The organism is Aliiroseovarius sp. F47248L, assembly GCF_023016085.1.
In the GTDB taxonomy this organism is placed as follows: domain Bacteria; phylum Pseudomonadota; class Alphaproteobacteria; order Rhodobacterales; family Rhodobacteraceae; genus Aliiroseovarius.
The window spans coordinates 108,732-132,398 of sequence record NZ_JALKBF010000003.1 but is presented as its reverse complement, the minus strand read 5'-3'; the positions used below and the strand labels follow the sequence as shown (position 1 = coordinate 132,398).

Annotated in this window: 19 protein-coding genes; 9 read left to right on the top strand and 10 right to left on the bottom strand. The window is 59.8% G+C overall.

What is annotated here, in order from left to right:
* The first annotated feature begins 127 nt into the window (after positions 1-127).
* Complete coding sequence (locus MWU51_RS16740) at positions 128-1,417, top strand: WD40 repeat domain-containing protein (protein ID WP_247039626.1); 1,290 nt, start codon at positions 128-130, stop codon at positions 1,415-1,417.
* A gap of 26 nt (positions 1,418-1,443) precedes the next feature.
* Positions 1,444-1,929 carry a hypothetical protein gene (locus tag MWU51_RS16735; RefSeq protein WP_247039624.1) on the top strand — a complete coding sequence of 162 codons (486 nt, stop codon included), beginning with the start codon at positions 1,444-1,446 and terminating at the stop codon, positions 1,927-1,929.
* 103 nt (positions 1,930-2,032) lie between these two features.
* On the opposite strand, the gene MWU51_RS16730 is transcribed toward MWU51_RS16735, so the two are convergent.
* Both MWU51_RS16730 and MWU51_RS16725 read right to left on the bottom strand, forming a co-directional pair.
* The gene (locus MWU51_RS16730) at positions 2,033-3,091 is read right to left on the bottom strand and encodes a hypothetical protein (RefSeq protein ID WP_247039623.1); all 1,059 of its coding nucleotides are present in this window, start codon (positions 3,089-3,091) and stop codon (positions 2,033-2,035) included.
* Positions 3,079-3,873 carry a hypothetical protein gene (locus MWU51_RS16725; RefSeq protein WP_247039621.1) on the bottom strand — a complete coding sequence of 265 codons (795 nt, stop codon included), beginning with the start codon at positions 3,871-3,873 and terminating at the stop codon, positions 3,079-3,081. Before MWU51_RS16725 ends, MWU51_RS16730 begins: the two co-directional genes overlap by 13 nt.
* A 415-nt stretch (positions 3,874-4,288) precedes the next feature.
* Between MWU51_RS16725 and MWU51_RS16720 the strand changes: the two genes are divergently transcribed.
* The gene (locus MWU51_RS16720) at positions 4,289-5,374 is read left to right on the top strand and encodes a tyrosine-type recombinase/integrase (RefSeq protein ID WP_247039619.1); all 1,086 of its coding nucleotides are present in this window, start codon (positions 4,289-4,291) and stop codon (positions 5,372-5,374) included.
* A 45-nt stretch (positions 5,375-5,419) separates the two neighbouring features.
* Here the strand turns inward: MWU51_RS16720 and MWU51_RS16715 are convergent, their stop codons facing one another.
* Together MWU51_RS16715 and MWU51_RS16710 are read right to left on the bottom strand one after the other, a co-directional pair.
* Positions 5,420-6,511, bottom strand: a complete 1,092-nt coding sequence (locus MWU51_RS16715; protein WP_247039617.1) for a ParB N-terminal domain-containing protein — start codon at positions 6,509-6,511, stop codon at positions 5,420-5,422.
* Positions 6,511-7,896: an AAA family ATPase gene (locus tag MWU51_RS16710; RefSeq protein WP_247039615.1), complete on the bottom strand. Its 1,386-nt coding sequence runs from the start codon at positions 7,894-7,896 to the stop codon at positions 6,511-6,513. Before MWU51_RS16710 ends, MWU51_RS16715 begins: the two co-directional genes overlap by 1 nt.
* 490 nt (positions 7,897-8,386) lie before the next feature.
* Between MWU51_RS16710 and MWU51_RS16705 the strand changes: the two genes are divergently transcribed.
* The 3 genes from MWU51_RS16705 to MWU51_RS16695 all read left to right on the top strand — a co-directional run bounded on the left by MWU51_RS16705 (position 8,387) and on the right by MWU51_RS16695 (position 10,795).
* Positions 8,387-9,568: a replication initiation protein gene (locus tag MWU51_RS16705; protein ID WP_247039612.1), complete on the top strand. Its 1,182-nt coding sequence runs from the start codon at positions 8,387-8,389 to the stop codon at positions 9,566-9,568.
* 114 nt (positions 9,569-9,682) lie between these two features.
* Positions 9,683-10,171: a twin-arginine translocation pathway signal gene (locus MWU51_RS16700; RefSeq protein ID WP_247039610.1), complete on the top strand. Its 489-nt coding sequence runs from the start codon at positions 9,683-9,685 to the stop codon at positions 10,169-10,171.
* An 18-nt stretch (positions 10,172-10,189) separates the two neighbouring features.
* Positions 10,190-10,795 carry a ferric reductase-like transmembrane domain-containing protein gene (locus tag MWU51_RS16695; protein WP_247039608.1) on the top strand — a complete coding sequence of 202 codons (606 nt, stop codon included), beginning with the start codon at positions 10,190-10,192 and terminating at the stop codon, positions 10,793-10,795.
* A gap of 52 nt (positions 10,796-10,847) precedes the next feature.
* Here MWU51_RS16695 and katG read toward each other — a convergent pair whose 3' ends face one another.
* Entirely contained in the window at positions 10,848-13,028 is a 2,181-nt protein-coding gene (katG, locus tag MWU51_RS16690) for a catalase/peroxidase HPI (RefSeq protein WP_247039601.1), read from the bottom strand.
* Between the two features lie 114 nt (positions 13,029-13,142).
* Here katG and MWU51_RS16685 point away from each other — a divergent pair, with 114 nt between their 5' ends.
* Positions 13,143-14,063 carry a hydrogen peroxide-inducible genes activator gene (locus MWU51_RS16685; RefSeq protein WP_247039599.1) on the top strand — a complete coding sequence of 307 codons (921 nt, stop codon included), beginning with the start codon at positions 13,143-13,145 and terminating at the stop codon, positions 14,061-14,063.
* On the opposite strand, the gene aroQ is transcribed toward MWU51_RS16685, so the two are convergent.
* Positions 14,064-14,507, bottom strand: a complete 444-nt coding sequence (gene aroQ / locus MWU51_RS16680) for a type II 3-dehydroquinate dehydratase (protein ID WP_247039591.1) — start codon at positions 14,505-14,507, stop codon at positions 14,064-14,066.
* Positions 14,508-14,695: 188 nt separating this feature from the next.
* Entirely contained in the window at positions 14,696-15,601 is a 906-nt protein-coding gene (gene yghX / locus MWU51_RS16675; protein WP_247039589.1) for a YghX family hydrolase, read from the bottom strand.
* A gap of 179 nt (positions 15,602-15,780) precedes the next feature.
* Between yghX and xylB the strand changes: the two genes are divergently transcribed.
* Positions 15,781-17,232, top strand: coding sequence for a xylulokinase (xylB, locus tag MWU51_RS16670; RefSeq protein WP_247039587.1), 1,452 nt, complete (start codon positions 15,781-15,783; stop codon positions 17,230-17,232).
* Position 17,233: 1 nt separating this feature from the next.
* Here xylB and MWU51_RS16665 read toward each other — a convergent pair whose 3' ends face one another.
* From MWU51_RS16665 to MWU51_RS16655, 3 genes are read right to left on the bottom strand one after another with little or no spacing between them, the layout of a single operon-like run.
* Positions 17,234-19,216, bottom strand: a complete 1,983-nt coding sequence (locus MWU51_RS16665) for an FAD-dependent oxidoreductase (RefSeq protein WP_247039584.1) — start codon at positions 19,214-19,216, stop codon at positions 17,234-17,236.
* Positions 19,217-19,232: 16 nt separating this feature from the next.
* Positions 19,233-21,278 (bottom strand): NADH:flavin oxidoreductase, encoded by a 2,046-nt coding sequence (locus MWU51_RS16660; protein WP_247039582.1) that lies wholly within the window; start codon positions 21,276-21,278, stop codon positions 19,233-19,235.
* Between the two features lie 10 nt (positions 21,279-21,288).
* Entirely contained in the window at positions 21,289-22,863 is a 1,575-nt protein-coding gene (locus MWU51_RS16655) for a trimethylamine methyltransferase family protein (RefSeq protein ID WP_247039580.1), read from the bottom strand.
* Positions 22,864-22,944: 81 nt separating this feature from the next.
* On the opposite strand from MWU51_RS16655, the gene MWU51_RS16650 reads away from it, so the two are divergent.
* Entirely contained in the window at positions 22,945-23,571 is a 627-nt protein-coding gene (locus tag MWU51_RS16650; RefSeq protein ID WP_247039578.1) for a TetR/AcrR family transcriptional regulator, read from the top strand.
* Positions 23,572-23,667: the final 96 nt, after the last annotated feature.

The following is a 23,667-nucleotide window of genomic DNA, read 5'->3' as shown; positions in this document are numbered from 1 at the left end:
AAGGTCGATTTGAAAGACACATATAGGCAGCATGCTGAAAGGCAAACATCGGGACTTCGCGACAATTGGCGTTGACGGACGTAGAAATTCTATTGCCTGATAGTACTATTTATTCAGGAGATCTTAGATGCGTGCTTTTCTTACAGTCCTATTTATCATAGCCGGAACGAGTATCTCAGCGGAAGAAATTGCAGATTACCAGTCTCGGGACTTTGCCGCTGAATCACGCGAGGCGTTGGGAATGGGGGACCGTGCTGCGGCGATTATTGCCGCGCTCAAGGGTTTGCCGGCAGAACCGGAAGATGACGACATTGCGCGGTTCGGCAATGCCTACGACGCGCTCGTTCGTGCAGCGGTGTCGCGTTCCATTCGACTTGATCTGCCCGTCATATCCGTTTTCGAGTTCGATGGTACTGGCACCCGTCTTGCGAGCGTAGGTTTGTTTCCCTCTCCCGACGGTGACCAATCGCGGAGCGGTTTGGCACTTTGGGACCCGCGAAGCGGCGAGAAGGTGGCCGAACTCCTACCCATTGAGGCGCTGACGGACGGAGCATGGGGGGTGCAGGCACCTGCCTTCTCGCCCGACGGGCGCTTCCTTGTTCAGATAGCCCCTGCGGAGGGTGTGGCGGTCGTGTTCGATGCCGTATCGGGCGCGGAGATCGCACGTTTGCCGGGGCACGACCCTGGCACACTCCCCAACTCCGGCGGTGTCGCCTTTTCGCGCGATGGCTCGCTGCTTCTGACGCTCGGGGCTTCGCCGACCGTTGCGCATCTCTGGGATACGACCGATTGGCAGCGCGTGGCGAGCGCAAAGTTCGGCGACTTCACGCTTCTCAGCCCCATTGATGGCGGACGGGACGGAATGATGCATTTCATCGCTGCTGATGTCGCTCAGGGCAACCCACCGCCGGTAGAATTTTGGAGGATCGGGCGGGACGGGGCCGAATTGGTTCTCCAGTTTCCATCTGAACCTTCTGGTCTTGGCGCACATTGGGGGCGCATCGCCACGGATGACGAGGATCGCGTTTTTGCGATGCCGAACGGCAATTTTGACCTTATTGTCTTTGAGCGAGTGACAGGAAGTGAGTTGGCAAGAATCCCAGCCTCGATCATGGGTCAGTCAACCGGGATCGTGGCCCCATCCGGAGACGGGGTTTTGTTGCTGTCATCACTTGATGCCTTGCCGCGTCGCCTGAACTTCGATGGCACCGATGCTCCGCTGGACCCCTTGGACAAGTTAGCCGGAATCCATGGCGTGTTCTCACTCGGAGGAGAACTGATCGGAGGATCACCTGGCATGCTTGGTTATCGCGGCAGCGATATGCCGCGCGGTGTCGAACTTTATCAGGCTATCGTGTCGTCGTTACCTGAGAATACGAAGGCCGAGATTGCCGCTGAACAAGTAGTGCCTGAATGAAAACCCGACCACATGAGGAGTTTGCAATGACCAGAATTTTGATCGTGTTCCTAATTTCCTGCTTCCCTGCGACCGAGGCTTTCGCCGAATGGGCGCTGAGGTCGCCGGAAGCGAGCGATGACAACGGCAGCGCATTTGTGGTCAACGCTCAAGGTCATCGGTTGGATATCGGATGTGGCAACGGAGGCATCATTGACATCTCTCTCACCCCGGATACGCGCCCGGATGATCTGAAATTCGTTGACGACGGCGCGGTCGTCTATTTCCAGGTCGATGGCGGTCAGCCCTTACAGATGCCAGCGACCTGCGGCATTCATGGATGTTATCAGGATTTCATGCTGGGTGGCGAACCTTGGCCGGTCAGTCAGATGCGGGCGATCACCTCGGCATTGCGTTCCGGATCAAGCGTCGAAGTCTTGCTTGGCGGAAAAATTATGTCGCGCTTCGATCTATCCGGATCTTCCGCGGCCTTCGACGGATTGGCCGCTCGGACGCAGTGCGATGGTCTTTGATAAGGCGATAGTTCTTACAGCCGGTGGGAATATGTGAACCGCACACTTCGCTCACGAGATTTCGCCGCTTTCGCATGCGGTTTGCGAGTGCGTTGAGCGGATGTCACCCCGCGAACAATTCGTCCTCTAGGTACTGCAAAAGGCACGCCTTCCGTTGCGCCCCTTCTGCCTTGGATAGGCCGATGCGCTCGGGATTCAGTATATCGAAGACACCAATCCGGGCAAATCCCATATAGCGCGAAGGCGGTACCTGCATCGAAAGCGCCTTCGCCTGCTGTTGCACAGTTTCGCCCGCGCCACCCTTAACATCCGCGCAGGTGCCGTGCCGCAGCATCGCCAACCGCTCCAGTTCCGGTTGTGCGACGGGGCCTTCCCGCTCGATGGCACAGGCAGCCTCCCATTCGCTGCGCAAGTTAAACGGCAGGCCCTCGCGCCCTGCGGCCTTGTTCAGGCCCTCCAGCGTCAACTCTGTCTCGTACATCTCCTTGGCGTCGATGGCGCACGCCTCGGATTGCAATCGTGTCCGAAATGCCTTCAGGGCCCCTGCGAACACCGCCTCCGGATCTTCCTGCGCCGCATCAGCCTCGGCGACTATCCAACGTCCCCGGTGGCCAATCCCCGGTCGGAAACTCAGCCCGATTCCCATCAACCGATAGTCACGATTGCCACTGGCATCTTCGAACGGTTTCGCCCGATTGATACGGATGCTGTAACCGTTCTGCAGCCGGTTTGGCTTGCCCCCAAGCGTCGTTCGCAAGGATTGATCAAGAGCGGAGATACCGCCGCCGATAAAGCCGCCAATCTCAATTCCGTGGGATCCGATCAGGTCCCAGACGGGTCCGAACTCTTGAATGTCCAAGATTTTCAGCATCGCGTTTTTCCGCCCGCGCACATTGACGGCAGCTTCCTTCACTCGGACTCCCAACCCATGGATTACGTAGCTGCCATCCTCAAGTTGTATCGGAAAGAAATCTCTCAGGATCAGCTCATCCCCGCGGCGCACTGCATCGAAACCTTCCATCCGCTCCCACACTGCCTGCGTCGCGGACTTCCGGGCCTTGCCAGGCATCGCCTCAGGCAGCGTTCCGAACTCCGCCGCGCCAAGCGGAAGCGGCAGGCAAAGCCAAAAAACAGCAGCAAAAACTCTCATCAACGAAGGCATGAACGTGCTCCTTCCCAAAGCTCGGGACTCAGTGCTGCCGATAGCAATACAGTTTCACGGGAAAAACCGTCCTCGATACGCGCCAGCCAATCTTCTGGCAGACCTTTCCAGAAGAGGTCAGACAGGCAATCGCAGGCGGCATCTACCGGGACTGACATGCGGCCATCCAGCCCCGCGACTCCCGTGGCACCGCAGCGCGCTTCCAGATGTGTCGGCACGACGCCCTGTCGCTGCAGCGAAGGCTCACCACGCACGATCGCTGCGAGGTTGCGCTCAAAAACCTCAAGCTCCGCCGAGCCGCATTCATTAAGCCGGATCGCTTCGACACTCGCGCTGGTCAGACCGGCAACCATCTGCAAGTAGTCCGGCCCGAAGACAAAGGCCATCTGAACCGGATTGTAGGCGAGCGACATGCCCTCCCCGAACACATCAGCATAGGGCAGTCTCACGCGAATTTCGCGCGAGGTACCCTCCTCAGTTTCTTCAATCCCAGGCGCGATCCGTTTGACCCAGTCAACCCGAACAGAGAAGACTTGGGCCGGTTCGGGCACGGCACATTGCTTCTCATAGACAGCGTGATACACCATTGCCAGAACTGTCAGTTTTTTCGTCTGCCGCGCAATCACGTCTGCCTCGTTCAAAATCGCGCCTCGCGCGATCTCAAAACGGCCTAGTGCGATTTCTCGAAGCCATCCCCCCGAGACGCCAGAACCGTCGAATTCAGCCCTGGCCGGGCCTGCCAAAGCCAGCGCAAGACACGCCAATCTAAACGACGTCCACATTTAATTCTCCGACGAAACTCAATCTCGCTAGACGCTACCATTTGGCAAAAAGCAATCAAGCTTGTAGATCAGTATAGCTCACTGTGCATCGGTGCGTGCGCGTGCTGGAATGCAGGTTCATCGGGACTGGTTGGGTCTTTTAGCGCGGGACCATATCACGCAGTGCAAAAGTCATACTCGACAAAAACATCACATCTTCAAGGGTTTCAGAATGTCCCAACGTGACCCTATGCGAAAAGTTGGCTAGACTACTCTGGTTGTTCACGTGCGTTGCGGTCTGACAGATCGTGTTACAGGATCAATCTTTACACGGCGCTTTCGTTCACAAATTACCGCATTAACCGCCGCTCCTTGCCTCCCGCCATTATGTCCAATAAGGTTATGTTATCGGACATATATTACAGGCCCCGTGAAAATGACAAAAAGAACCGATTCTCCGGCAGATCAGGTAGAGAATAGCGCCATAAAGAGCGATCAAAACGAGGCAATTGCCCTCCCCTCACACATTGCGGGGTCTGGTGCGTTAGACCGGTTGGTCGATACGGCGCGCGATTATGCGCAAGCGGCCGCGTCCGAAAACACGCGGACAGCCTATGCAAAAGACTGGGCTCATTTCGCGCGTTGGTGCCGCCAACGTGGGTCAGACCCACTGTCTGCCCCCTGCCCTGAACCGCAGCTTATTGGTCTCTACATTGCTGATCTGGCCGCTCCCTCAGATCAAAACCAACCCCTGTCGGTTTCAACCATTGAACGGCGACTGTCTGGCCTTACCTGGAACTATGCACTACGCGGCTTCAGGTTGGATCGCAAGAACCGCCACATTGCATCTGTATTGGCCGGAATCCGACGCAAACACGCGCGACCACCGGAGCAGAAAGAAGCGATTTTGGCCGAGGATATCTTGGCGATGTTGGCTACCCTGCCCTTCGACCTGCGTGGCCTTCGTGACAGAACAATCTTACTTTTAGGTTACGCAGGCGGACTGCGGCGGTCCGAGATCGTAAGTCTTGATGTCCACAAGGATGATACGCCTGACTCGGGGGGCTGGATCGAAGTTTTTAGCGACGGTGTCCTGTTGACCCTGAACGCCAAAACCGGCTGGCGAGAGGTCGAAATTGGTCGCGGGTCCAGTGACCAGACTTGCCCCGTGCACGCGTTGGAGCAATGGCTGCGGTATGCAAAAATCGACTTCGGCCCAATCTTCACCCGCACGTCGCGGGATGGGAAACGGGCCTTGGAGGCACGGTTGAATGACAAGCACGTCGCCCGCCTGATCAAGCGCTGCGTGCTTGATGCGGGTATCCGGGCGGAACTGCCCGAGAAAGAGCGACTGGCCCTGTTTTCCGGCCACTCCCTGCGTGCTGGTCTGGCCAGTTCGGCAGAGGTTGACGAACGCTATGTGCAAAAGCAGTTGGGCCATTCCTCGGCCGAAATGACCCGGCGATATCAGCGCCGACGGGACCGGTTCCGGGTCAATCTGACCAAAGCCGCGGGTCTGTAGCCCCTACCCCAACTCAGGTTTCGCAGCGAAACCACCGCCTGAAATCTATGGCTTTTCCAACCATCGCTCGACCTCAAGGATGATCGCGTCGATCATCTCAGCGTCGATCTTGCGGCCGTCAAAACGTATCATATAGCCACGGTCGTCATGTTCGCGGCGCAGCACGAAGCCGGTCGAGGTTGTGACATCCGGCCCGCTTGCTGGACGCGCTGGCGGCGCTTTGGGACGACCACCACGGCTGGCATCACGGGGCTTGCCCTCGTATTGTTCGATCACGCTTTCCAAAAGAGCCCATTCCGCATCAGCGTCCAAACCCTGCCCTTCGGCCAGAAGATTTCTGATCTCGGTTTCAGCACCAGCGCGCAAGGCACCGGCAAGACGCAAACCTTGCCGTTCGGTCAGGGCCTCGGGAAAGGCCAACATGTCGCCCAAGGCCTCGAACACCATAGCGAAGGACCTCACCTTGGATCTTTTGGCTTTTGAGGCTGAGGCAAACAACTTGTCCACCGCGTCTTCGACACTGTCGAAAACACCGCTCTGGGCCGAAATGGCGGCAATGCGACCCCGTTCAAAATGGCTGAGGTCTGCGCGTACTTCGTTCTCTTCGACCATTGCAACGAAGGCAGCCGGCAGCGTTTCCGGCAGCTTGATCAGCGCCTTGATGGTCTCAAATCGCGGCTCGCCGGTTGCGGACAACAAGCTGCGCATGGCAAGCACACGGCGATAGCCGGAAATGATGCCATATTTCTGATCACCGTTTGGTTCGATCAGTTGATAGAGCTCGACCGGCAAGCGCAGCCCGTTTTGACGAATTGACGCGCGCAGTTCGTCCATCTCTGCTTCGTCCACCGTGATCCGATCGCGCACCATATCAGTGCTGTCGATCTGGTTCAGCGGCACTTCGACCATGACCAGACCTTTGTCCTGTGCGGCGCGATGGGCCTCGGCGTCGGCCTTATCGCGCGCCGTCAGGCTGCGGGTTTCAGCGTCCAGCACCTGCGACTGTTGGGCCGCTTCGGCGGCAACTTGTGCGATTGGCGCCATCGGCAACCGGCGGGAGGTTTCGCTGCGAAACTCCTCTTCGATGCGGTCCAGATCCTCGGCGCTGGGGGCTTCTAGTTTACGACGTTTTGCCATCACTTATCTCCCTTTTTGGCCATCTGAAGGTCACGCCACCAGCAGCCCAGAATGATCTCTTTCACCTCGGCCCATGTGCGATCGAATGTCTCGCGCCCACGAACATAGGTGTCGCGATTGAACTCGCGATAATCGGCTTCATAGATGCCGTTCACTTGCTCGCCGGCCTGCCCGACCATCGCGGTCATTTCCTGACGATAGGTGGTCATGAAGTCCCCGAAATAGGCCTGAATCACATTGGCCAAATCGGTTTGCTGTCCCGCATCAAATCGGGTGATCAGCGCGCGCACGGCGTCCCATTCAAAGCGGATTTCCGGCAGATCATGCGCGCGTCGCATCGAGTTTTCGCCATCCTCGATCGACGCGAAGGTGGAATAGAGCATGTCGAAGAACCGACCAGTGGAGTCGAATTCAAGGAAGGACGCGCCCAGCGGGATCAGCAGGATGTCGGCGGCGGACAGCGCGTTGATCGTCAGATAGCCAAGGGCAGGGGGGGTGTCGAGGATCACGAGGTCATAGTCCTGAAGCAGCCCTTCGGTTTCTAGAAAACCCGACAGGGCGTCCCACAGCGGCCAGGACCGCATCTGCATCCGCCAGACCGGCACCTGGAACTCGGCCCAATACAAGTTCAACTGCGCGCCGATCAGGTCGATATTGGGCCAATGGGTTTTCTGGATCACACGTTTCGCAGCGAAACCCAATGCCTCGGTCAGGGTTTCATCAAGGGGCAGGGGGGGCTGACCGGCGGCGGTGCGGACCTTGTTCTCGGCCTCGACATGTTGGGCATAGTGCTTGGCCATCAGGGGAAAAGCGGTTTGCCATTCATCCTCGACCTGACCACCCATGATCGACGTCATGGAGCCTTGGCTGTCCAGATCGACCACCAGCACGCGGTAACCATCAAGGGCCGCTGACATCGCCAGATGCGCGGCGGTCGAGGTCTTGCCGACCCCGCCCTTGAAGTTCGCCACCGCGATCACCTTGGCGTCGATCCCATCTGGGCGCCAGGGGCGGTATTCACGGGTCGAGACCCCTTCGGCGGCGAAAAAGTTCCGAAGCGTCAACACATCTTCAAGACTGAACCATTTGGCACCGCCATCACCTTCGCCCTGCGGCAGGTCAGGGTTTTGCTTCAGCACCCGCCGGAAATGGGCAGGGGCAACGGGGATCAGGTATTTGCAGATTTCCCACGTTGAAAACCGGCGCAGGCGTTTGCGTCCATCCGGGGCATAGCCCCGCTTGGCGAGGTCGTCGCGGCCCTTCGAGGCGAAGGCTGCCGCTTTGGCGAATCGAGCGGTGCTGATAGGGTCGGTTAACTTTTGCGACGCCGCTTCGGGATTGATGTTGAAATAGGGCGGGGGAGGGGTCTTGGGGGGCTGTGCCATCTGCTCTCTGCTATATACGCGGTTTTGTACGTTGTTGCCGCAAATATCGCACATCAAGGTTGGGATGGGAACTTGTTTGAGGTTTCGCTGCGAAACTTATGTAGAAAGACGCCAACATACTTGTAGATTCTTTATGAGTTTTAGAATCTTTGACGTTAAAAATCCCTTTATGAACAGGGCGGTAGATTGGTTTGGGTGCCTGAATACGGGGCTAATGGTGCCCAAATACAGGACATCGGGTGCCGATTCGCGGGTGTAAGGACTCCTGCAAACAGGAAGACCGGTCCCCGGACTCGGTTTGGGTCTGAATAGGGCTTTATTCCGCAGTTTACTGTCATAAGGTGCCGTACGTGATCCTGTAAATTGGTTCCTTTCGCATCATAGGGACCTGTTTGCGGGATTGGCAATCCTGCATTCAGGCACCCATGTTCGCGTTGAGTGAAGGTGCCGTTTGTGGCATAAGAGGCAAAACCCAAAAAGGGACGAGCAGATGGACAGTTCAGATAAGGCGCGGCTGACCGGGGCGCTGAAACGCGAGAGCGTCAAGAAGAACGTGGCGGCGATCCATGTCTCTGGAAAACTGTCTCTATTACAGCGGAAATTGTCAAATGTGCTGCTGTTGAACGCCTATGACACGCTGACCAGCCAGACCAGCCACCGGATCGACGCGCAGGCGCTGTGCCTGATGATTGGCTATAACTCGAACGATATCGAGACGCTGAAATCCGCGTTGCGCGGGTTGGCGGAAACGGTGGCTGAATGGGACATGCTGGACGAGGCGGGGCGGCAGGAATGGGGGGTTTCGGCGCTGTTGTCCTATGCCAAGTTGAAGGGGGGCGTGTGCGAGTATGCCTATTCCCCGGCCTTGGCGGAAAAGCTGCATGACCCGAAAGTCTTTGCCCTGATTAATCTGAACATCCAACGGCAGTTTACCGGTGGGCACGCGCTGGCGCTCTATGAAAATTGTTTTCGCTTCTTGAAGACCGGGTCGACCGGCTGGTGGTCGCTGGATATTTTTCGCCGCCTGATGGGGGTGGAGGGCTCGGAGTATTACCAAAGTTACAAGCATCTGAACGCGAAGGTGATCAAACCGGCAGTGGCCGAGGTGAACAAGGTGTCTGATATTATTGTCACGCCCGAGACGCGGAAGATGGGACGCAGCGTGTCGGACATTCGGTTCCTGATCCGCCGCAATCCGCAACTGGCGATTATGAATATTGATGACGGTGAGGGCGCGCGGACGACGCGGACCTATGCGCGGCTGATGGAGTTAGGGGTCAGTGACCGGCTGGCGCGGCAGTGGATTTCCGAGCATGGTGAAGCGTATGTGGCAGGCAAAATCGACTATGTCACCGGCCAGCCCGAAGTACGCAGCCCCGCGAAATATCTGAGCCGGGCGATCAGCGAAGATTATGTCGCGCCCGACGCGCCCAGATCCGAAAGGGCAGGGGACCCGGCCATCAAAGCCCGTGCCGCGAAGTTGAAGCGAGTGCAAGAACTGGTGCAGGCCCGTAGCCCGACCCAACGCGACGCCGACAAGCGGCTGTTCATGAGCCAGCTGACCACGAACAGCGAGCGGTTGGATTTCGAGAACCATGGCTGGATGTCCGCCCTGAACGCCGAGGCGATTTTCCAGTTCTGGGCCGAATTGGTGCCAGAGGAGACAGAGTAACAGCAGGCGATCAGGTGGCTTCACGATGCTGTGTGGCCCGTTTTGCACGTCGGGCTTTTGTAGTATTGTTGGCGCTGAAAAACGCGCCATATCTGTCTGACGGAAGGGCTTCGTATGTCCCAAACCCTGATCAAACGCCGCACGCTTCTTTCCACCGCGATCGCAGCCGCTGTGACCGGGAGTGCTGGTCTTTTGCTTCCCGCCAGCGCGCAAAGCCTTGCGCCGACCCGGTCGATGCGGGGCGGGTCAAATAACTATCTTCCCGGTGCGCCGATTGTGGATCGGATAGGCAATGGCGGTTTCTTGATGACGGGCACGGTGCGCCGCGCGGGCGACGGGGCTCCGCTGGCCGGGCAGCGCATACAGGTCTGGGCGCACACCACCGAAGGTCACGAACGTGACCCACATAGCCACGGCGCCACATTGACGGACGCAAATGGTGCGTTCCGTCTTGAAATGCCGCAGATCGTGCCCGCCTTCGGGCAACCGCATGGTCATCTGGCATATGATGACGACGCGTTCGAGACAGTCTTTCTGCGCCCGGTCATGTCCAGCTCGAAAGAGACAAGCCTAAGTGCGCATTTTGTCCTGCAACCGGCCTAACGGGATGCACGGCGGGTGATGCGCGGCTTCAGAACCACCCTTGCCGTATTGGGTGTCGCAGGCGCAATTGCGATACCGCTGACACTTGCTGCGCGCAGCCCACTGCTGGCGTGGCGCGAACCGATCTATATCGTGGCCGGGTTTGCCGGGATCGTTGCGATGGCGCTGTTGCTGATCCAGCCATTGCTGGCGGCTGGGCTTGTTCCCGGTCTGCGCCTTTATGATGGTCGTCGCATTCATCGCGTGACCGGTGGGGCATTGGTGCTTGCGGTGGTGATCCATGTCATTGGCTTGTGGATAACAAGCCCACCAGATGTGGTCGACGCGCTTCTTTTCTCTTCACCTACACCGTTCTCTGCTTGGGGTGTCATTGCGATGTGGGCCATGTTTGGCGCATCCGGTCTGGCGCTGGTGCGTCGGCATCTGAGGCTGCGGGTCTGGCGTCTGGGGCATACGATGCTGGTGGGTGTGGTCGTTATCGGCAGCGTGGTGCATGCGATGCTGATCGAAGGGACGATGGAGACGATCTCGAAATCCGTGCTTTGCCTGCTGGTGCTGTTGGCGACGGCAAAAGCCGTGGCGGATATGCGGGCCTGGGCGGGCAGGGGTCGCGGGAGCAGGTAAGCGCCTGCAATAATCGGGTGGGCAGGGTTGCCCCCGCCCGTCCCGGTGTTTGTCAGGCCAGCAGATCGAAGCGATCTGCGTTCATGACCTTGGTCCAGGCGGCCACGAAGTCGCGCACGAATTTCGCTTCGTTGTCGTCCTGGGCGTAAACTTCGGCATAGGCGCGCAGGATCGAGTTTGATCCAAACACAAGATCGGCGCGGGTCGCGGTATATTTGACCTCGCCTGTCTTGCGATCTTGCAGCTCATAGGTGCCATCAGCGTCTTCCGGCACCCATTTGCAGCTCATGTCGGTGAGCACCTGGAAAAAATCGGTGGTCAACTGACCTTCACGCTGGGTGAAGACCCCGTGTTTTGAGCCACCGTGATTGGTGCCCAGCACCCGAAGTCCGCCGACAAGCGCGGTCATTTCGGGACCGGTCACGCCCAGAAGCTGCGCGCGGTCCAGCAACAGCTCTTCCGCATTGACGGACAGGTCTGGCCGTTGCCAGTTGCGGAACCCATCGGCGACGGGTTCCAGCACCGAGAAGCTGTCGGCATCCGTCTGCGCGTCAGAGGCGTCACCACGTCCCGGTGTGAACGGCACGGTGACGTTTGACCCGACGGCCTTGATGGCCTGTTCGACCCCGACATTGCCTGCCAGAACGATCACATCGGCGATGGACGCACCGGTTTCGGCCGCGATGGGTTCGAGGATGCCCAGCACCTTGGCCAGTCGCTTCGGTTCATTGCCCGGCCAGTCCTTCTGCGGTGCAAGCCGGATACGGGCACCATTGGCCCCGCCGCGCATGTCAGACCCGCGATAAGTGCGAGCGCTATCCCATGCAGTGGCAATCATCTCGGCGGCACTCAGACCGCTTTTTGCGATTTTCGCCTTCACCGCATCGACGTCGTAGCTGGTTGACCCGGCGGGCACTGGATCTTGCCAGATCAGATCCTCTTCCGGCACAAATGGGCCAATATAGTTGGCTTTTGGGCCCAGATCGCGGTGGGTCAGTTTGAACCACGCCTTGGCAAAGGTCTCGGCCAGATAGGCGGGGTCTTTGTGGAAGCGTTCGCAAATCTCGCGATAGATCGGATCGACCTTCATCGCCATATCGGCGTCGGTCATGATCGGGTTGTGTTTGATCGAAGGGTCGGTCGCGTCGGGCACCTTGTGGTCTTCGGCGATGTTGATCGGCTCCCACTGGTTGGCGCCGGCGCGGGATTTCTTGACCTCCCATTCATAGCCGAACAGCATATCAAGGTAGCCGTTGTCCCACTTGGTGGGGTTGGTCGTCCATGCGCCTTCAAGGCCAGAGGTGTGCGCCGTGTTGGCGTTTCCGTCAAAGCCGGGATCAGCCCAACCAAAACCGCCCGCCTCAAGATCGCAGCCTGCGGGGGCAGGTCCGACCTGGTCTGCGGCCAGACCGCCATGGGCCTTGCCGACGGTGTGACCACCCACGGTCAGGGCGGCGGTTTCCTCGTCGTTCATCGCCATACGTGCGAAGGTCATGCGCACGAACTTACCTGTCTTGGCCGGATCCGGCACACCGTTCACGCCTTCGGGGTTTACGTAGATCAGACCCATATGAGATGCGCCTAGCGGGTCATAGAGCGAGTCCGCATCTTCCAGATCGGCAATCCGTTCGTCCGTGGGGGCCAACATTTCGCTGTCTGTGCCCCAGTTGATATCAAGCTCAGGGGCCCAGATGTCTTCACGCCCAAAGGCGAAACCATAGACTTTCAGACCCATATTCGCATAGGCGACAGTCCCGGCCAGCACCAGAAGGTCGGCCCATGACAGCGCGTTTCCGTATTTCTTTTTTACCGGCCACAGGATGCGCCGCGCCTTATCAAGGCTGGCGTTGTCGGGCCAGGAGTTCAGAGGTTCAAACCGCAGGTTGCCGGTGCCGGCACCGCCGCGCCCATCGCCCAGACGATATGATCCGGCGACGTGCCATGACAGTCTGATGAACAACCCGCCATAGTGCCCCCAGTCGGCGGGCCACCAGCTTTGGCTGTCGGTCAGCAGTTTGTCGACGTCGTCCCAGACGCCTTGAAAATCCAGAGCCTTCACCGCTTCGCGGTGGTTGTAGTCGGGATCCATGGGGTTTGATCGCGCATCGTGCTGATGCAGGATGCTTATGTTCAGCGTTTTGGGCCACCATTTTGCCGGGTGGTTGTCCATACCGGTGTTGCCGCCATGCATGACGGGGCAGCCGCCGCCCTTCATCACGTTGTCTCCGTCCATAATACTCTCCCTGTCGGATGATTGCTGCGGCGATTCCACAGCTTAGAATGAGTCTAGTGCGGCAGAGCGATAAATCCCAATTGATTATTCTTACAGAAGCGATAACTTGCGGTTATGATAGGTTTGACCCTGAAACATCTAAGGTATTTCGATGCTCTCGCACGGCACGCCCATTTTGGCCGCGCTGCGGATGCCTGTGGAATCTCGCAGCCTGCCTTGTCGGTGCAGATCAAGGAGTTGGAGGCGATGCTTGGCTCGCCCTTGGTGGAGCGGGGATCGCGGAACATTCGGCTGACCAGCCTTGGGACCGCGTTTCTGGATCGGGCGCGCAAGATATTGGTGCAGGTGGGCGAGCTGGACGATCTGGCGCGATCCGCCACGGGGCCGCTTGCCGGGCAGTTGCGGCTTGGGATCATTCCGACGGTTGCGCCTTATCTTCTGCCGCAAGTGATGGCTGCGCTGTCGACCCATATGCCCACGCTTGAGCTGTATCCGCGTGAATCTGTTACCAAATCATTGATCGCTGACTTGCTCGACTCGCGGTTGGATGCGGCCATCGTCGCCCTGCCGATTTCCGAGCCTGCGTTGCAGGAATTTGCGCTGTTCAAAGAGGATTTCGTGCTGGTGCGCCCTAAGAGCGAGACGAACAAGCCGGTGCCTAGCCCCAAAAAGCTGCGGGACATGCGGTTGCTCTTGCTGGAGGAGGGGCATTGTTTCCGTGATCAGGCGTTGAGCTTCTGCGAGATGTCGACCGCCAAGCCACGCTATCTGATGGAGGGCAGTTCGCTGTCGACGCTGGTGCAGATGGTCGGGGCGGGGATGGGGGTGACCTTGATCCCCGAAATGGCGCTGCCGCTTGAGACGCGGCAGGCGCAGGTTTCGATTGCCCGGTTCCCGCCGCCCAGCCCCGCGCGCAGCATCGGCATGGTGTGGCGCAAGACCAATCCGTTGGCTGAAAAGTTGATGGAGGTCGGGGCAATTGTCCGACAGGTGGGAGACGCACAGCGCAGGTGCGCCGATGCGACCCCTGCCTAGCTAGTTTTCGCCCAGAAGATGGGCCATATGCTGCATGGCAAGGGCATATCCGTGCGTGCCGAACCCGGCCATGACCGCGTCGGCGCGATGGCTGACGTAAGATTTGTGCCGGAACGCCTCGCGTTTGTGGATTTGGCTGATATGAACTTCGATCACCGGGCCGTCAAAGGCGTTCAGCGCGTCCAACACCGCGATGGAATAATGTGTCAGGGCAGCGGGATTGATGATGATCCCGGCGGCGTCTTCGCGTGCCTCTTGAATCCAATCGACAATCTGGCCTTCGTGGTTTGACTGCAGCATCTTTTGCGACAGACCCGCAGATGTTGCGGCCTTCTGACATTGCGCTTCCACATCAGCCAGCGTCTCGTGGCCATAGACCTCGGGCTGTCGTTTGCCCAACAGGTTCAGGTTCGGGCCGTTGAGGATATAGATCAGTTTGCTCATCAGGCGGATTTCTCGTCTTTGTGTGGGGCGGTTGCCGAATTTTCAAGTTCTGGCATTAATGCCGATCTTACACAAGGAAGCCAAAAAGATAACAAGGCCGCTGTGGGAATGGTGCCAGTGTGGACCGATTGAAAAGCCCCGGTCGCGGTTGCGCCGGGGCTTTGTCTGTTTGGATGATCTGTAGACCGTCAGCTGGCGGTCAGGCGAGTGTCGAAGAAGGCCAGTGTCCGCTCCCACGCCAGTGTTGCCGCTTCTTCGTCATAGCGTGGGGTGGTGTCGTTGTGGAACCCGTGGTTGACGCCCGGATAGAAGTGGACGGTATAGTCTTTTCCGTTTTCATCCAGCGCCGCCTTGTAGGCGTCCCATCCCGCGTTGATCCGTTCATCAAGTTCGGCATAGTGGATCAGCAGCGGGGCCTGTATCTGCGGCACGTCTTCTGCGGCGGGTTGCCGGCCATAGAACGGCACAGACGCGGCAAGGTCGGGATAGGCCACGGCCAGTGCGTTGCACACGCCGCCGCCATAACAGAACCCGACACACCCAACGCGGCCCGTGCTGTTTGGATGGTCGCGCAGGTATTCGAAGGCGGCAAAGAAATCTTCCATAAGCTTTGCGCCATCAAGCTCTCGCTGAATCTCGCGACCTTCGTCATCCGTGCCCGGATATCCGCCAAGTGGCGTTAGCCCATCCGGCCCAAGCGCGAGGTATCCGGCCTTGGCTGCCCGGCGCACCACGTCTTCGATATAAGGGTTGAGACCGCGATTTTCGTGCACGACCAGAACTGCGGGCAGGGGACCTTCGGCACCCGCCGGGCGGGCCATAAGCCCACGGATCATGCCATGACCTTCGGGGCTTTCATATTCGATGACCTCGGTTTCAATATCCGCATCGTCCGGCGCGACCTGTTGGGCCAGCGCATAGTTCGGCTGAAGCTGTTCAAGGATCATCGCGCCGGTGACACCAGCGGCGGCATAGCGGCCTGCCTTGGCAATAAACTCGCGTTTGCTGAGCTTGCCATGCACATACCCATCGAACACTTCCAGAATGCGCGGATGGAAGTCGGACGCACGCTTGCGTTGGGGTTGGTTGGTCATTTGTTTCCTCCTGCGTTGATTGAAGTTAGTGATGTGGTTTGGAATTGGTGCTGGCCTCTGCTGTGTCGCGAGGGCTTTATCAAGTGTAACACGCGCGATGATTCTGGATTGAAGCGTTCCGTTCACATATGCGCGACCGGTTGCGCAATGTGATGCGGCAAGGAACGAAAGGGCAGTTGATGACCTATCTGGGGATTGATCTTGGCACTTCGGGCTTGCGAGCATTGCTGGTCGATGCGGATGGCGCGCCGTTGGCTGCGGTCGAGCGGAGTTATGCTGCGACCCATCCTCGGCCCGGCTGGTCAGAACAGGACCCCGCCCAGTGGATCGCCGCGTTTGACAGCGCGATGGACGAGCTGCGCGCAACGCAACCACTGTTTACCGGGTTGCGCGGGATCGGGGTGGCGGGGCACATGCATGGCGCGACACTTCTTGATGCGGCGGGCAAGGTACTGCGCCCATGTATCCTGTGGAATGACACGCGTTCGGCGGCCGAGGCGGCGGTGCTGGATGCACTGCCCGAGGTGCGCGGGCTGTCTGGCAACATCGTGTTTCCCGGTTTCACCGCGCCCAAACTGGAATGGGTGCGCCACAACGAGCCCGAGGTTTTCGCAAAGACCGCCAAGGTTCTGCTGCCCGCGGCCTATCTGAACTATTATCTGACCGGCGACTATGTGGCCGACATGTCGGACAGCGCGGGCACCTCGTGGCTGGATGTTGGCAAGCGCCAGTGGTCTGAGCGGTTGCTTGAGGCCAGCCACATGCGGCCAGACCAGATGCCCCGGTTGGTCGAAGGGTCAGATGTGGCGGGGGGGCTGCGCCAAGAGCTGGTCAGGAAATGGGGGCTGAGCGGTCCCGTGACCGTGGCGGGCGGGGCAGGGGACAACGCCGCCGCCGCCTGTGGCATTGGCGCGTTGGATGAGGGGCAGGGCTTTGTCTCGCTTGGCACATCAGGCGTGCTGCTGGCCGCGCGGGACGGTTACAGCCCTGCGCCCGAGACCGCCGTGCATACCTTCTGTCATGCGGTGCCGGGGCGGTGGTATCAGATGGGCGTCATGTTGTCGGCGACTGACAGCCTGAACTGGCTGGCGCGGATCACCGGGGAAAAACCTGCTGACCTGACGGCCAAGTTGGGCGAGGAGTTGCAGACACCGGGCGCGGTTCGGTTCCTGCCCTATCTGTCCGGCGAACGCACACCGCATAATGATGCCGACATTCGCGGCGGGTTTACCGGCTTGTCCGCAGGCACCACCCGGCAGGACATGACCCGCGCGGTGTTGGAAGGGGTGACGTTCGGGTTGCGCGACAGTCTGGATGCGTTGGCAAGCACCGGCGTCACGCTGGACAAGATCATTGCTATCGGTGGCGGAACCGCGTCGCGGTATTGGTTGAAGCTGCTGGCAACGGTGCTGGGTGTCCCTGTGCAATTGCCCGCGTCCGGCGAGTTCGGCGCGGCTTTGGGGGCCGCGCGTCTGGGCAAAATCGCGGCCACAGGTGTGGCGCCGGAAAGTGTCATTACCCCGCCAGAGATACAGGCCGAGATCCTGCCGGATACCGAGAAGATGGACGCGTTCGCCGCCGCTCATCAAGCATTTCGAGCCGCATATCCGGCGGTGAAATCCATTCAGTAAATCAAATCGTCCGACCCGTCTGTCGCCCCTCGTATATCGCCAAGGCCGCATTGCGGGGCGCATTGGCGTCGCCGATGGTGTGGGTGAGAATACCTTTTGCGGCCAGCGCCGTGTTCAGGCTGGTATCGGCGACATTCGTCGTGGCCAGAACCAACGTGTCCGCGGCCAGAAGTTCGGTCTGACCGGTCAGCAGAGATTTTATGATCGCACCGTCGGTGGTCCATTCACCAATCGTGGTGTCGGTCACGAAGTGCACACCCAATCGCGCCAACGCCCGTCTGAGCGGCCAATCGGTCGCCGAGCGCTCCAGTTCCTTGCCGATCATCGCGGCGGGGGTGACAATCGTCACCGCGTGGCCGTCTTCGGCCAGCCGCCAAGCAGTGCCGCAGCCGCGCCAGTTGCCGCCTTCGTCCAGCACCACAACGCGCGGGCCGGGCCGGGCGGCCTGCATCATCACATCCTCGACCGACCAGACGCGGCCCAACCCGAGGCCCGGCAGGCGCGGCAGATGCGGCAGCGCCTTCTGGAACCCGGTCCCGGCGGGCAACGATCCGGTGGCCAACACAACGTGGTCGGCGCCGATGTCCGCAATCTCGTCGTCGTCCAGACAGGTGTTCAGGCGCAGCTCGACGCCCAGCCGCGCCAGTTGCCGGTCATACCAGTCGATCAGGTCGCCGATCTGACCCCGGCGCGGTTGCAGACCGGCCAGACGGAACTGTCCGCCCAGTTTCGGCCCGGCCTCGGCCAGCGTGACGCGGTGGCCGCGTTCGGCGGCGACACGCGCGGCTTCCAGCCCGGCGGGGCCCGCGCCGACCACCAGCACCGTTTGCGGGTTGGGGGCCGGTTCGAAGCGATCCCCGCCCCACAGGTATTCATGCCCCGCAGACGGGTTGATCAGACACGAGATATAGTAATCCCGCGACCGCCGACCCCAACATTGCTGGTTGCAGGAGATGCAGCCGCGAATGTCGTCCGCTCGCCCGGCTTCGGCCTTGGCGACCAGATGCGGGTCGGCAATCTGGCCGCGCACGATGGACACCAGATCCGCCTCGCTCGCGCCCAGCACGGTGTTGGCGTTTTCCGGTGTGCGGATGTGGCTTTCGGCGGTGACAAGGGCGTTTTTCACCACGCGTTTCAGCATCGCGGCCAGATCGACCCCTAGCTTCTCGCTATACAGGAACGTGGGCATTAGCTTGTAGAAGTCGAAATAGCCGCCGGTGCCACAGGTGACGTAATCCATCAGCCCTTCGGCATCGTGCAGGGCGACGATATCGGCGGTTTCCTCGCGGTTCAGCGCGGCGTCGACATCCGGTTCATCATTGACGGCAAGCCCGATGATGAAGTCGTCGCCGCAGGCTGCACGAATGCGGCGCAACACCTCGCGCGAGGCGCGGGTGCGGTTTTCAAGACTGCCGCCCCAGCGGTCGCTGCGCTGGTTGGAAAACGGTGTCCAGAACTGGTCCAGAAGCCCGTGATAGGCCGCCCAGACCTCGACCCCGTCAAAGCCTGCCTTTTGGCACCGAATGGCGGCCTGCACGAAACCGTCGATGGTGTCCTCGATCTCGGCCTCGGTCATTTCGTGACTGCCGTCGCTGTCGTGATAGCTGGGGCCGCCCGAGGGCGACCAATGCGCGTGCCACGAGTTGTCGCCATCGCCATGCGCGCCGATGTGATAGAGCTGCTGGATCATCACCGTGCCGTGGGCCTGGCACGCTTCGGTCAATCGCCTGAAATGCGGGATGACATCGTCCGAGCCGGGTCGGAAATTGCCGCGGGTCAGGACGGCGGCAGGGTGGACCGGCATCGGCTCGACTACGATCATCGCGGCCCCACCCATGGCGCGTTCGACGTAGTAGGCCAGATGCTGGTCGCCGGGCAGGCCATCACGCGCCATGTTGGTGGTATGCGCGCCGAACACCACCCGGTTCTTCAGCGTCTTGTGCCGCAATTGCACCGGTTGAAAGACATGGGGGAAATCGGTCACTGGCTCGCGTCCCGTTTCAGATGTCCTTGACCAGCCGAAGCGCGTCATAGATCGCCGCGTGGGTGTTGCGGGCCGAAACTGCATCGCCAATGCGGAACAGCTGGAACGAGCCGTCGGGGTTGCGGTCGGTTGTTTGCGGTTGACCGTCGATCAGGGCGTCGTAATCCACCGCGCCGCCATTTGACGACAGCGGTTTCAGATCGAAATAGAGATCATCCAACGGCAGGGTGCCATAGTTCACCACGACCTGATCATACTGCGTGGTGTGCGTGTGATCGCTGTAGTCGGTGCCGATGGTCGCGGTCAGCTTGTTGCCGTCGCGGGTCACGTCCAGAAGCCGCCGGGTCACGGTGAAGGTCACGTCTTTGTCCTGTAACGCGCGCATGTAAGGGACAAGGTTCATCGCCATGATGTCGGGGGCAAACACGCGGTCGGGAGTCATCACTTCGACCTTCGATCCGGCGAGCGCAGCAATCTCGGCAGCCTGAAGCCCCGGATGATCGCCGCTTTCGTCATAGATCAGGAGGCTGTCCGCAGGCTTCACGTCGCCCGAGATGATGTCCCAGGCAGTAACGACATTGGCTTGCTCGGTCCCGGTTTCGAAAAGTTCGGTGTTGGGCAGACCGCCGGTGGCGACGATCACCACATCGGGGGCCAGGGCGGTGATGTCATCGGCCTCGGCCCAGGTGTTGAACCGGAAGGTCACATCGCGGGCGGCACATTGGGCCATGCGCCAGTCGATGATCCCGATCATCTCGCGCCGCCGGGGGGATTGCGCGGTCAGCCGCACCTGCCCGCCGGGGTCGGCAGCGGCTTCGAACACGATCACTTCGTGGCCGCGTTCGGCGGCGACGCGGGCGGCTTCCAGCCCACCAGGACCGGCCCCGACCACCACCACCTTCTTGCGGGTCTTGGCGGGCGGAATGTCATGCGGCATGGTCAGCTCGCGCCCCGTTGCCGCGTTGTGCATGCACAGCGCATCGCCCGCCTGATAGATACGATCAAGGCAATAGGTTGCGCCAACGCAGGGGCGGATATCATCCTCGCGCCCTTCGATGATTTTGCGCACGATATGGGGGTCGGCCATATGTGCCCGCGTCATGCCGACCATGTCCAGAAGCCCCGCCTGCACTGCATGGCGCGCGGTCGCCACATCGGGGATTTTCGCGGCGTGGAAGGTGGGCATTCCGGTGGCTTTCCGGACCGCGCCTGCGAAATCCAGATGCGGGGCGTTTTTCATCCCCTGCACCGGAATCACGTCGGTCATCGCCGGATCGGTGTGAATGCGCCCGCGGATGACGTTCAGAAAATCGACTTGCTTGGTGGCGGCCAACTTCTTGGAAATCTCGATCCCGTCTTCGGCGGTGATGCCGCCCTTCTGCGCCTCGTCCGCCGTGTAGCGGAACCCGACGATGAAGTCGTTGCCGACGCGTTTTCGAATGGCCGCAAGCACATCCATCGGAAAACGCAGCCGGTTTTCAAGTGTATCGGCGCCATATGGCCCGGTCAGGTCATTGGTCAGGGGTGACCAGAACTGGTCCAGCAGATGGCCATAGACCTGCAATTCGATCCCGTCCATACCCCCAGCCTGCATCCGTTCGGCGGCGTCGGCGAAATCGGTGATGATGCGGTCGATGTCCCAATCCTCGATCAGTTTGGGAAAGGCGCGGTGTGCCGGTTCGCGGTGTTTGGACGAGGACACCGAAGGCAGCCAGTCGCCCTTGTTCCACGCGGTGCGGCGGCCCAGATGGGTCAGCTGGATCATCACCGCGCAGCCATGGTCGTGGCAGGCATCGGTCAGGTTTCTGATCCACGGCACCACCTCGTCGCGAAAGGCGAGGATGTTGTTGAACACCGGCGGGCTGTCCTTTGACACCGCCGCCGACCCGGCGGTCATGGCCAGCGCAACCCCCGCCTTCGCCCGTTCCGCGTGATAGGCAGCATAGCGTTCCTTCGGCATCCCGTCTTCGGGATAGGCGGGTTCATGACTGGTGGTCATGATCCGATTTCTGAGCGTCAGATGTTTAAGCTGATAGGGCTGGAGTAGCGGATCGTTGGACATCGGATTATCCTTAATACCACGCGTCTGGCATCGACGCTTTCTTCTTTGTCATGAAGTCCTGCAGGGCTTCGTCTTTTCCGGGGTCAAGCGGGGGTGCCTGATAGGCGTTCAGTTGTTCTTTCCAGCGCGCATTGGCGCGGGTCGCGGCGTCAATCCCGCCTTGCTCGTCCCACGTTTCCCACGGCTGGTTGTCGTCCATTGCACTGTCCCAATAGGCGGTTTTGTAGTGCCGCATCGTGTGCGCGGTCGAGAACAGATGCTCGCCGGGCCCTTGTTCGGCCAAGGCTTCGAACGCAAGCGTGTCCTCGTTTACCTCGATTCCTTTCAGATAGGCGTGAAGCGCGCCACACAGATCGGTGTCCATGATGAATTTCTCGTAGGACATCGACAGCAGCCCATCGAGGAACCCGGCCGAATGCAGGACGTAGTTGGCCCCGCATTGGACCGCCGACATCATCGACATCATGGATTGCTGCATCGCTTGCGCATCGGGCAATTTCGAGGTTGAGAAGTTACCAGCGCAGCGCAGGGGCAAGTTCAGGCGGCGGGCAAGTTGGCCCATTACAAGCGATCCCAGCGCGGGTTCCGGCGTGCCGAAGGTGGGCGAGCCGGACCGGAGTGACATTGAGCTAAGGAAAGATGCCAGCACCGCAGGCGCACCGGGGCGGACAATCTGGGTCAGGGCGCAAGACACCATGCTTTCGGCCAGGCATTGTGCGACGGACCCCGCCATCGTCAGGGGTGACACCGCGCCGCCCAACAGGAAGGGCAGGTGGATCGACCCCTGTCCGGCCCCCGCATAGGCGCGGATGCCTTTGGTTGTGACGCCATCAAGCACCAAGGGCGATGTCGTGTTGAAATTGCCCATGATGACGCAGTTCTGGTCGACGAAGTCAGCCCCGAACAGGATGCGGCACATCTCGATACTGTCCTCGACGCGTTCGGGGGCAGTGATCGACCCCAGAAACGCGCGGTCGGAATAGCGGACGTGGGAATACACCATATCCAGATGCCGCTTGTTCACCGCGATGTCTGTTGGCTCACAGATCGTGCCGCCGGAATGGTGTAGCCACGGGCTGGATTGGCCCAGTTTGATGAAATTGCGGAAATCTTCGATCGTGCCGTAGCGGCGACCTTTGTCGAGGTCCATCACGAAGGGCGAGCCATAGGACGGTGCGAACACCACCGCGTCGCCGCCGATCTCAACCGATCGCGCGGGATTGCGGGCATGTTGGGTGAAGCGGGCTGGCGCGGTTTTCAAAATATCGCGGATCATGCCGGGTTCGAATTTAATGTTCCAGCTGTCGGCGGTCAGATCGGTGACGTGCCCACCGGCGGCACGGAACAAATTCACGGTTTCGGGGTCGTCGCGAAACTCGATCCCGATCTCGGCAAGGATGCGGTCGGCTGTTGCCTCGATCTGCACCAGACTGTCGTCACTCAGAAGATCATAGGTCGGGATGCCGCGGGTGATGAAGGGCACTTCGAGTTGTGGGTTCTGACCGGGGGCGCCGCTGCGCGGCTGATGATCACCGCCCCGCGCGCGCCGCCGCGGTCTGCGTGCTGGTTCTGTCACATGACCCATCTATGTCGCCTTTCGAGTCGCCCTGTTGACACATCTGTCCGCAGAATTGACATACCTGTCAAGAGATTCTAAAACGTCCCCATGAACGTCATCGACCCCTCTCGGCCAAGTGCCACTGAAGATGTCTGGCTGAAAGCGGCCTATGATGTCCTGACCGAAAGCGGTGTTGAGGCGGTGAAAATCATGCCGCTGGCCAAACGGTTGGGTCTGACGCGCACAAGCTTTTACTGGCATTTTAAAGATCGCGACGCTTTGCTGGAAGCGATGATCCGGCATTGGGAAGACACCAACACCGGCAATCTGGTGACCCGCTGCAATGCCTATGCTGCAAATATTTTCGAGGCGATCTTTAACCTGTTCGACTGCTGGCTGGATGACGCGCTGTTTGACTCGCGTCTGGATCTGGCAATCCGCAACTGGGCGCGTAACGATCCCAGCTTGCAAGCCCGGTTAGACCAAGCCGACGCGCGCCGGAAAGAAGCGATGGAGGGTATCTTCCTGCGTTTCGGCTTCGCCCCGGCAGAGGCTGAAATCCGCGCGCTGACCATGATCTATACCCAGATCGGCTATATCTCGATGCAGGTGACGGAAAGCCGCGAGGAGCGGTTCGGCCGGATGCCGGGTTATGTCGAAGTGTTCACGGGGCAAAAACCATCCAAGACCGACATTGAGCGTTTCGTGGCGCGTCATGGCATAGCAACATCCTAGGACGTCAGGGACCTATTGCCGTTTTTTGATCTGATATCGAGATTTTCAAAATTTTGCTGATAATCCTTCATGGACAAATGGAAAGATTAATCTGTC

What these genes read in the sequence shown, in the direction of transcription:
- MWU51_RS16740 (WP_247039626.1), top strand. Translation starts at nt 128, where the DNA reads ATGCGTGCTTTTCTTACAGTCCTATTTATCATAGCCGGAACGAGTATC.
- MWU51_RS16735 (WP_247039624.1), top strand. Translation starts at nt 1,444, where the DNA reads ATGACCAGAATTTTGATCGTGTTCCTAATTTCCTGCTTCCCTGCGACC.
- MWU51_RS16730 (WP_247039623.1), bottom strand. Translation starts at nt 3,091, where the DNA reads ATGCCTTCGTTGATGAGAGTTTTTGCTGCTGTTTTTTGGCTTTGCCTG.
- MWU51_RS16725 (WP_247039621.1), bottom strand. Translation starts at nt 3,873, where the DNA reads ATGTGGACGTCGTTTAGATTGGCGTGTCTTGCGCTGGCTTTGGCAGGC.
- MWU51_RS16720 (WP_247039619.1), top strand. Translation starts at nt 4,289, where the DNA reads ATGACAAAAAGAACCGATTCTCCGGCAGATCAGGTAGAGAATAGCGCC.
- MWU51_RS16715 (WP_247039617.1), bottom strand. Translation starts at nt 6,511, where the DNA reads ATGGCAAAACGTCGTAAACTAGAAGCCCCCAGCGCCGAGGATCTGGAC.
- MWU51_RS16710 (WP_247039615.1), bottom strand. Translation starts at nt 7,896, where the DNA reads ATGGCACAGCCCCCCAAGACCCCTCCCCCGCCCTATTTCAACATCAAT.
- MWU51_RS16705 (WP_247039612.1), top strand. Translation starts at nt 8,387, where the DNA reads ATGGACAGTTCAGATAAGGCGCGGCTGACCGGGGCGCTGAAACGCGAG.
- MWU51_RS16700 (WP_247039610.1), top strand. Translation starts at nt 9,683, where the DNA reads ATGTCCCAAACCCTGATCAAACGCCGCACGCTTCTTTCCACCGCGATC.
- MWU51_RS16695 (WP_247039608.1), top strand. Translation starts at nt 10,190, where the DNA reads ATGCGCGGCTTCAGAACCACCCTTGCCGTATTGGGTGTCGCAGGCGCA.
- katG (WP_247039601.1), bottom strand. Translation starts at nt 13,028, where the DNA reads ATGGACGGAGACAACGTGATGAAGGGCGGCGGCTGCCCCGTCATGCAT.
- MWU51_RS16685 (WP_247039599.1), top strand. Translation starts at nt 13,143, where the DNA reads ATGATAGGTTTGACCCTGAAACATCTAAGGTATTTCGATGCTCTCGCA.
- aroQ (WP_247039591.1), bottom strand. Translation starts at nt 14,507, where the DNA reads ATGAGCAAACTGATCTATATCCTCAACGGCCCGAACCTGAACCTGTTG.
- yghX (WP_247039589.1), bottom strand. Translation starts at nt 15,601, where the DNA reads ATGACCAACCAACCCCAACGCAAGCGTGCGTCCGACTTCCATCCGCGC.
- xylB (WP_247039587.1), top strand. Translation starts at nt 15,781, where the DNA reads ATGACCTATCTGGGGATTGATCTTGGCACTTCGGGCTTGCGAGCATTG.
- MWU51_RS16660 (WP_247039582.1), bottom strand. Translation starts at nt 21,278, where the DNA reads ATGTCCAACGATCCGCTACTCCAGCCCTATCAGCTTAAACATCTGACG.
- MWU51_RS16655 (WP_247039580.1), bottom strand. Translation starts at nt 22,863, where the DNA reads ATGGGTCATGTGACAGAACCAGCACGCAGACCGCGGCGGCGCGCGCGG.
- MWU51_RS16650 (WP_247039578.1), top strand. Translation starts at nt 22,945, where the DNA reads ATGAACGTCATCGACCCCTCTCGGCCAAGTGCCACTGAAGATGTCTGG.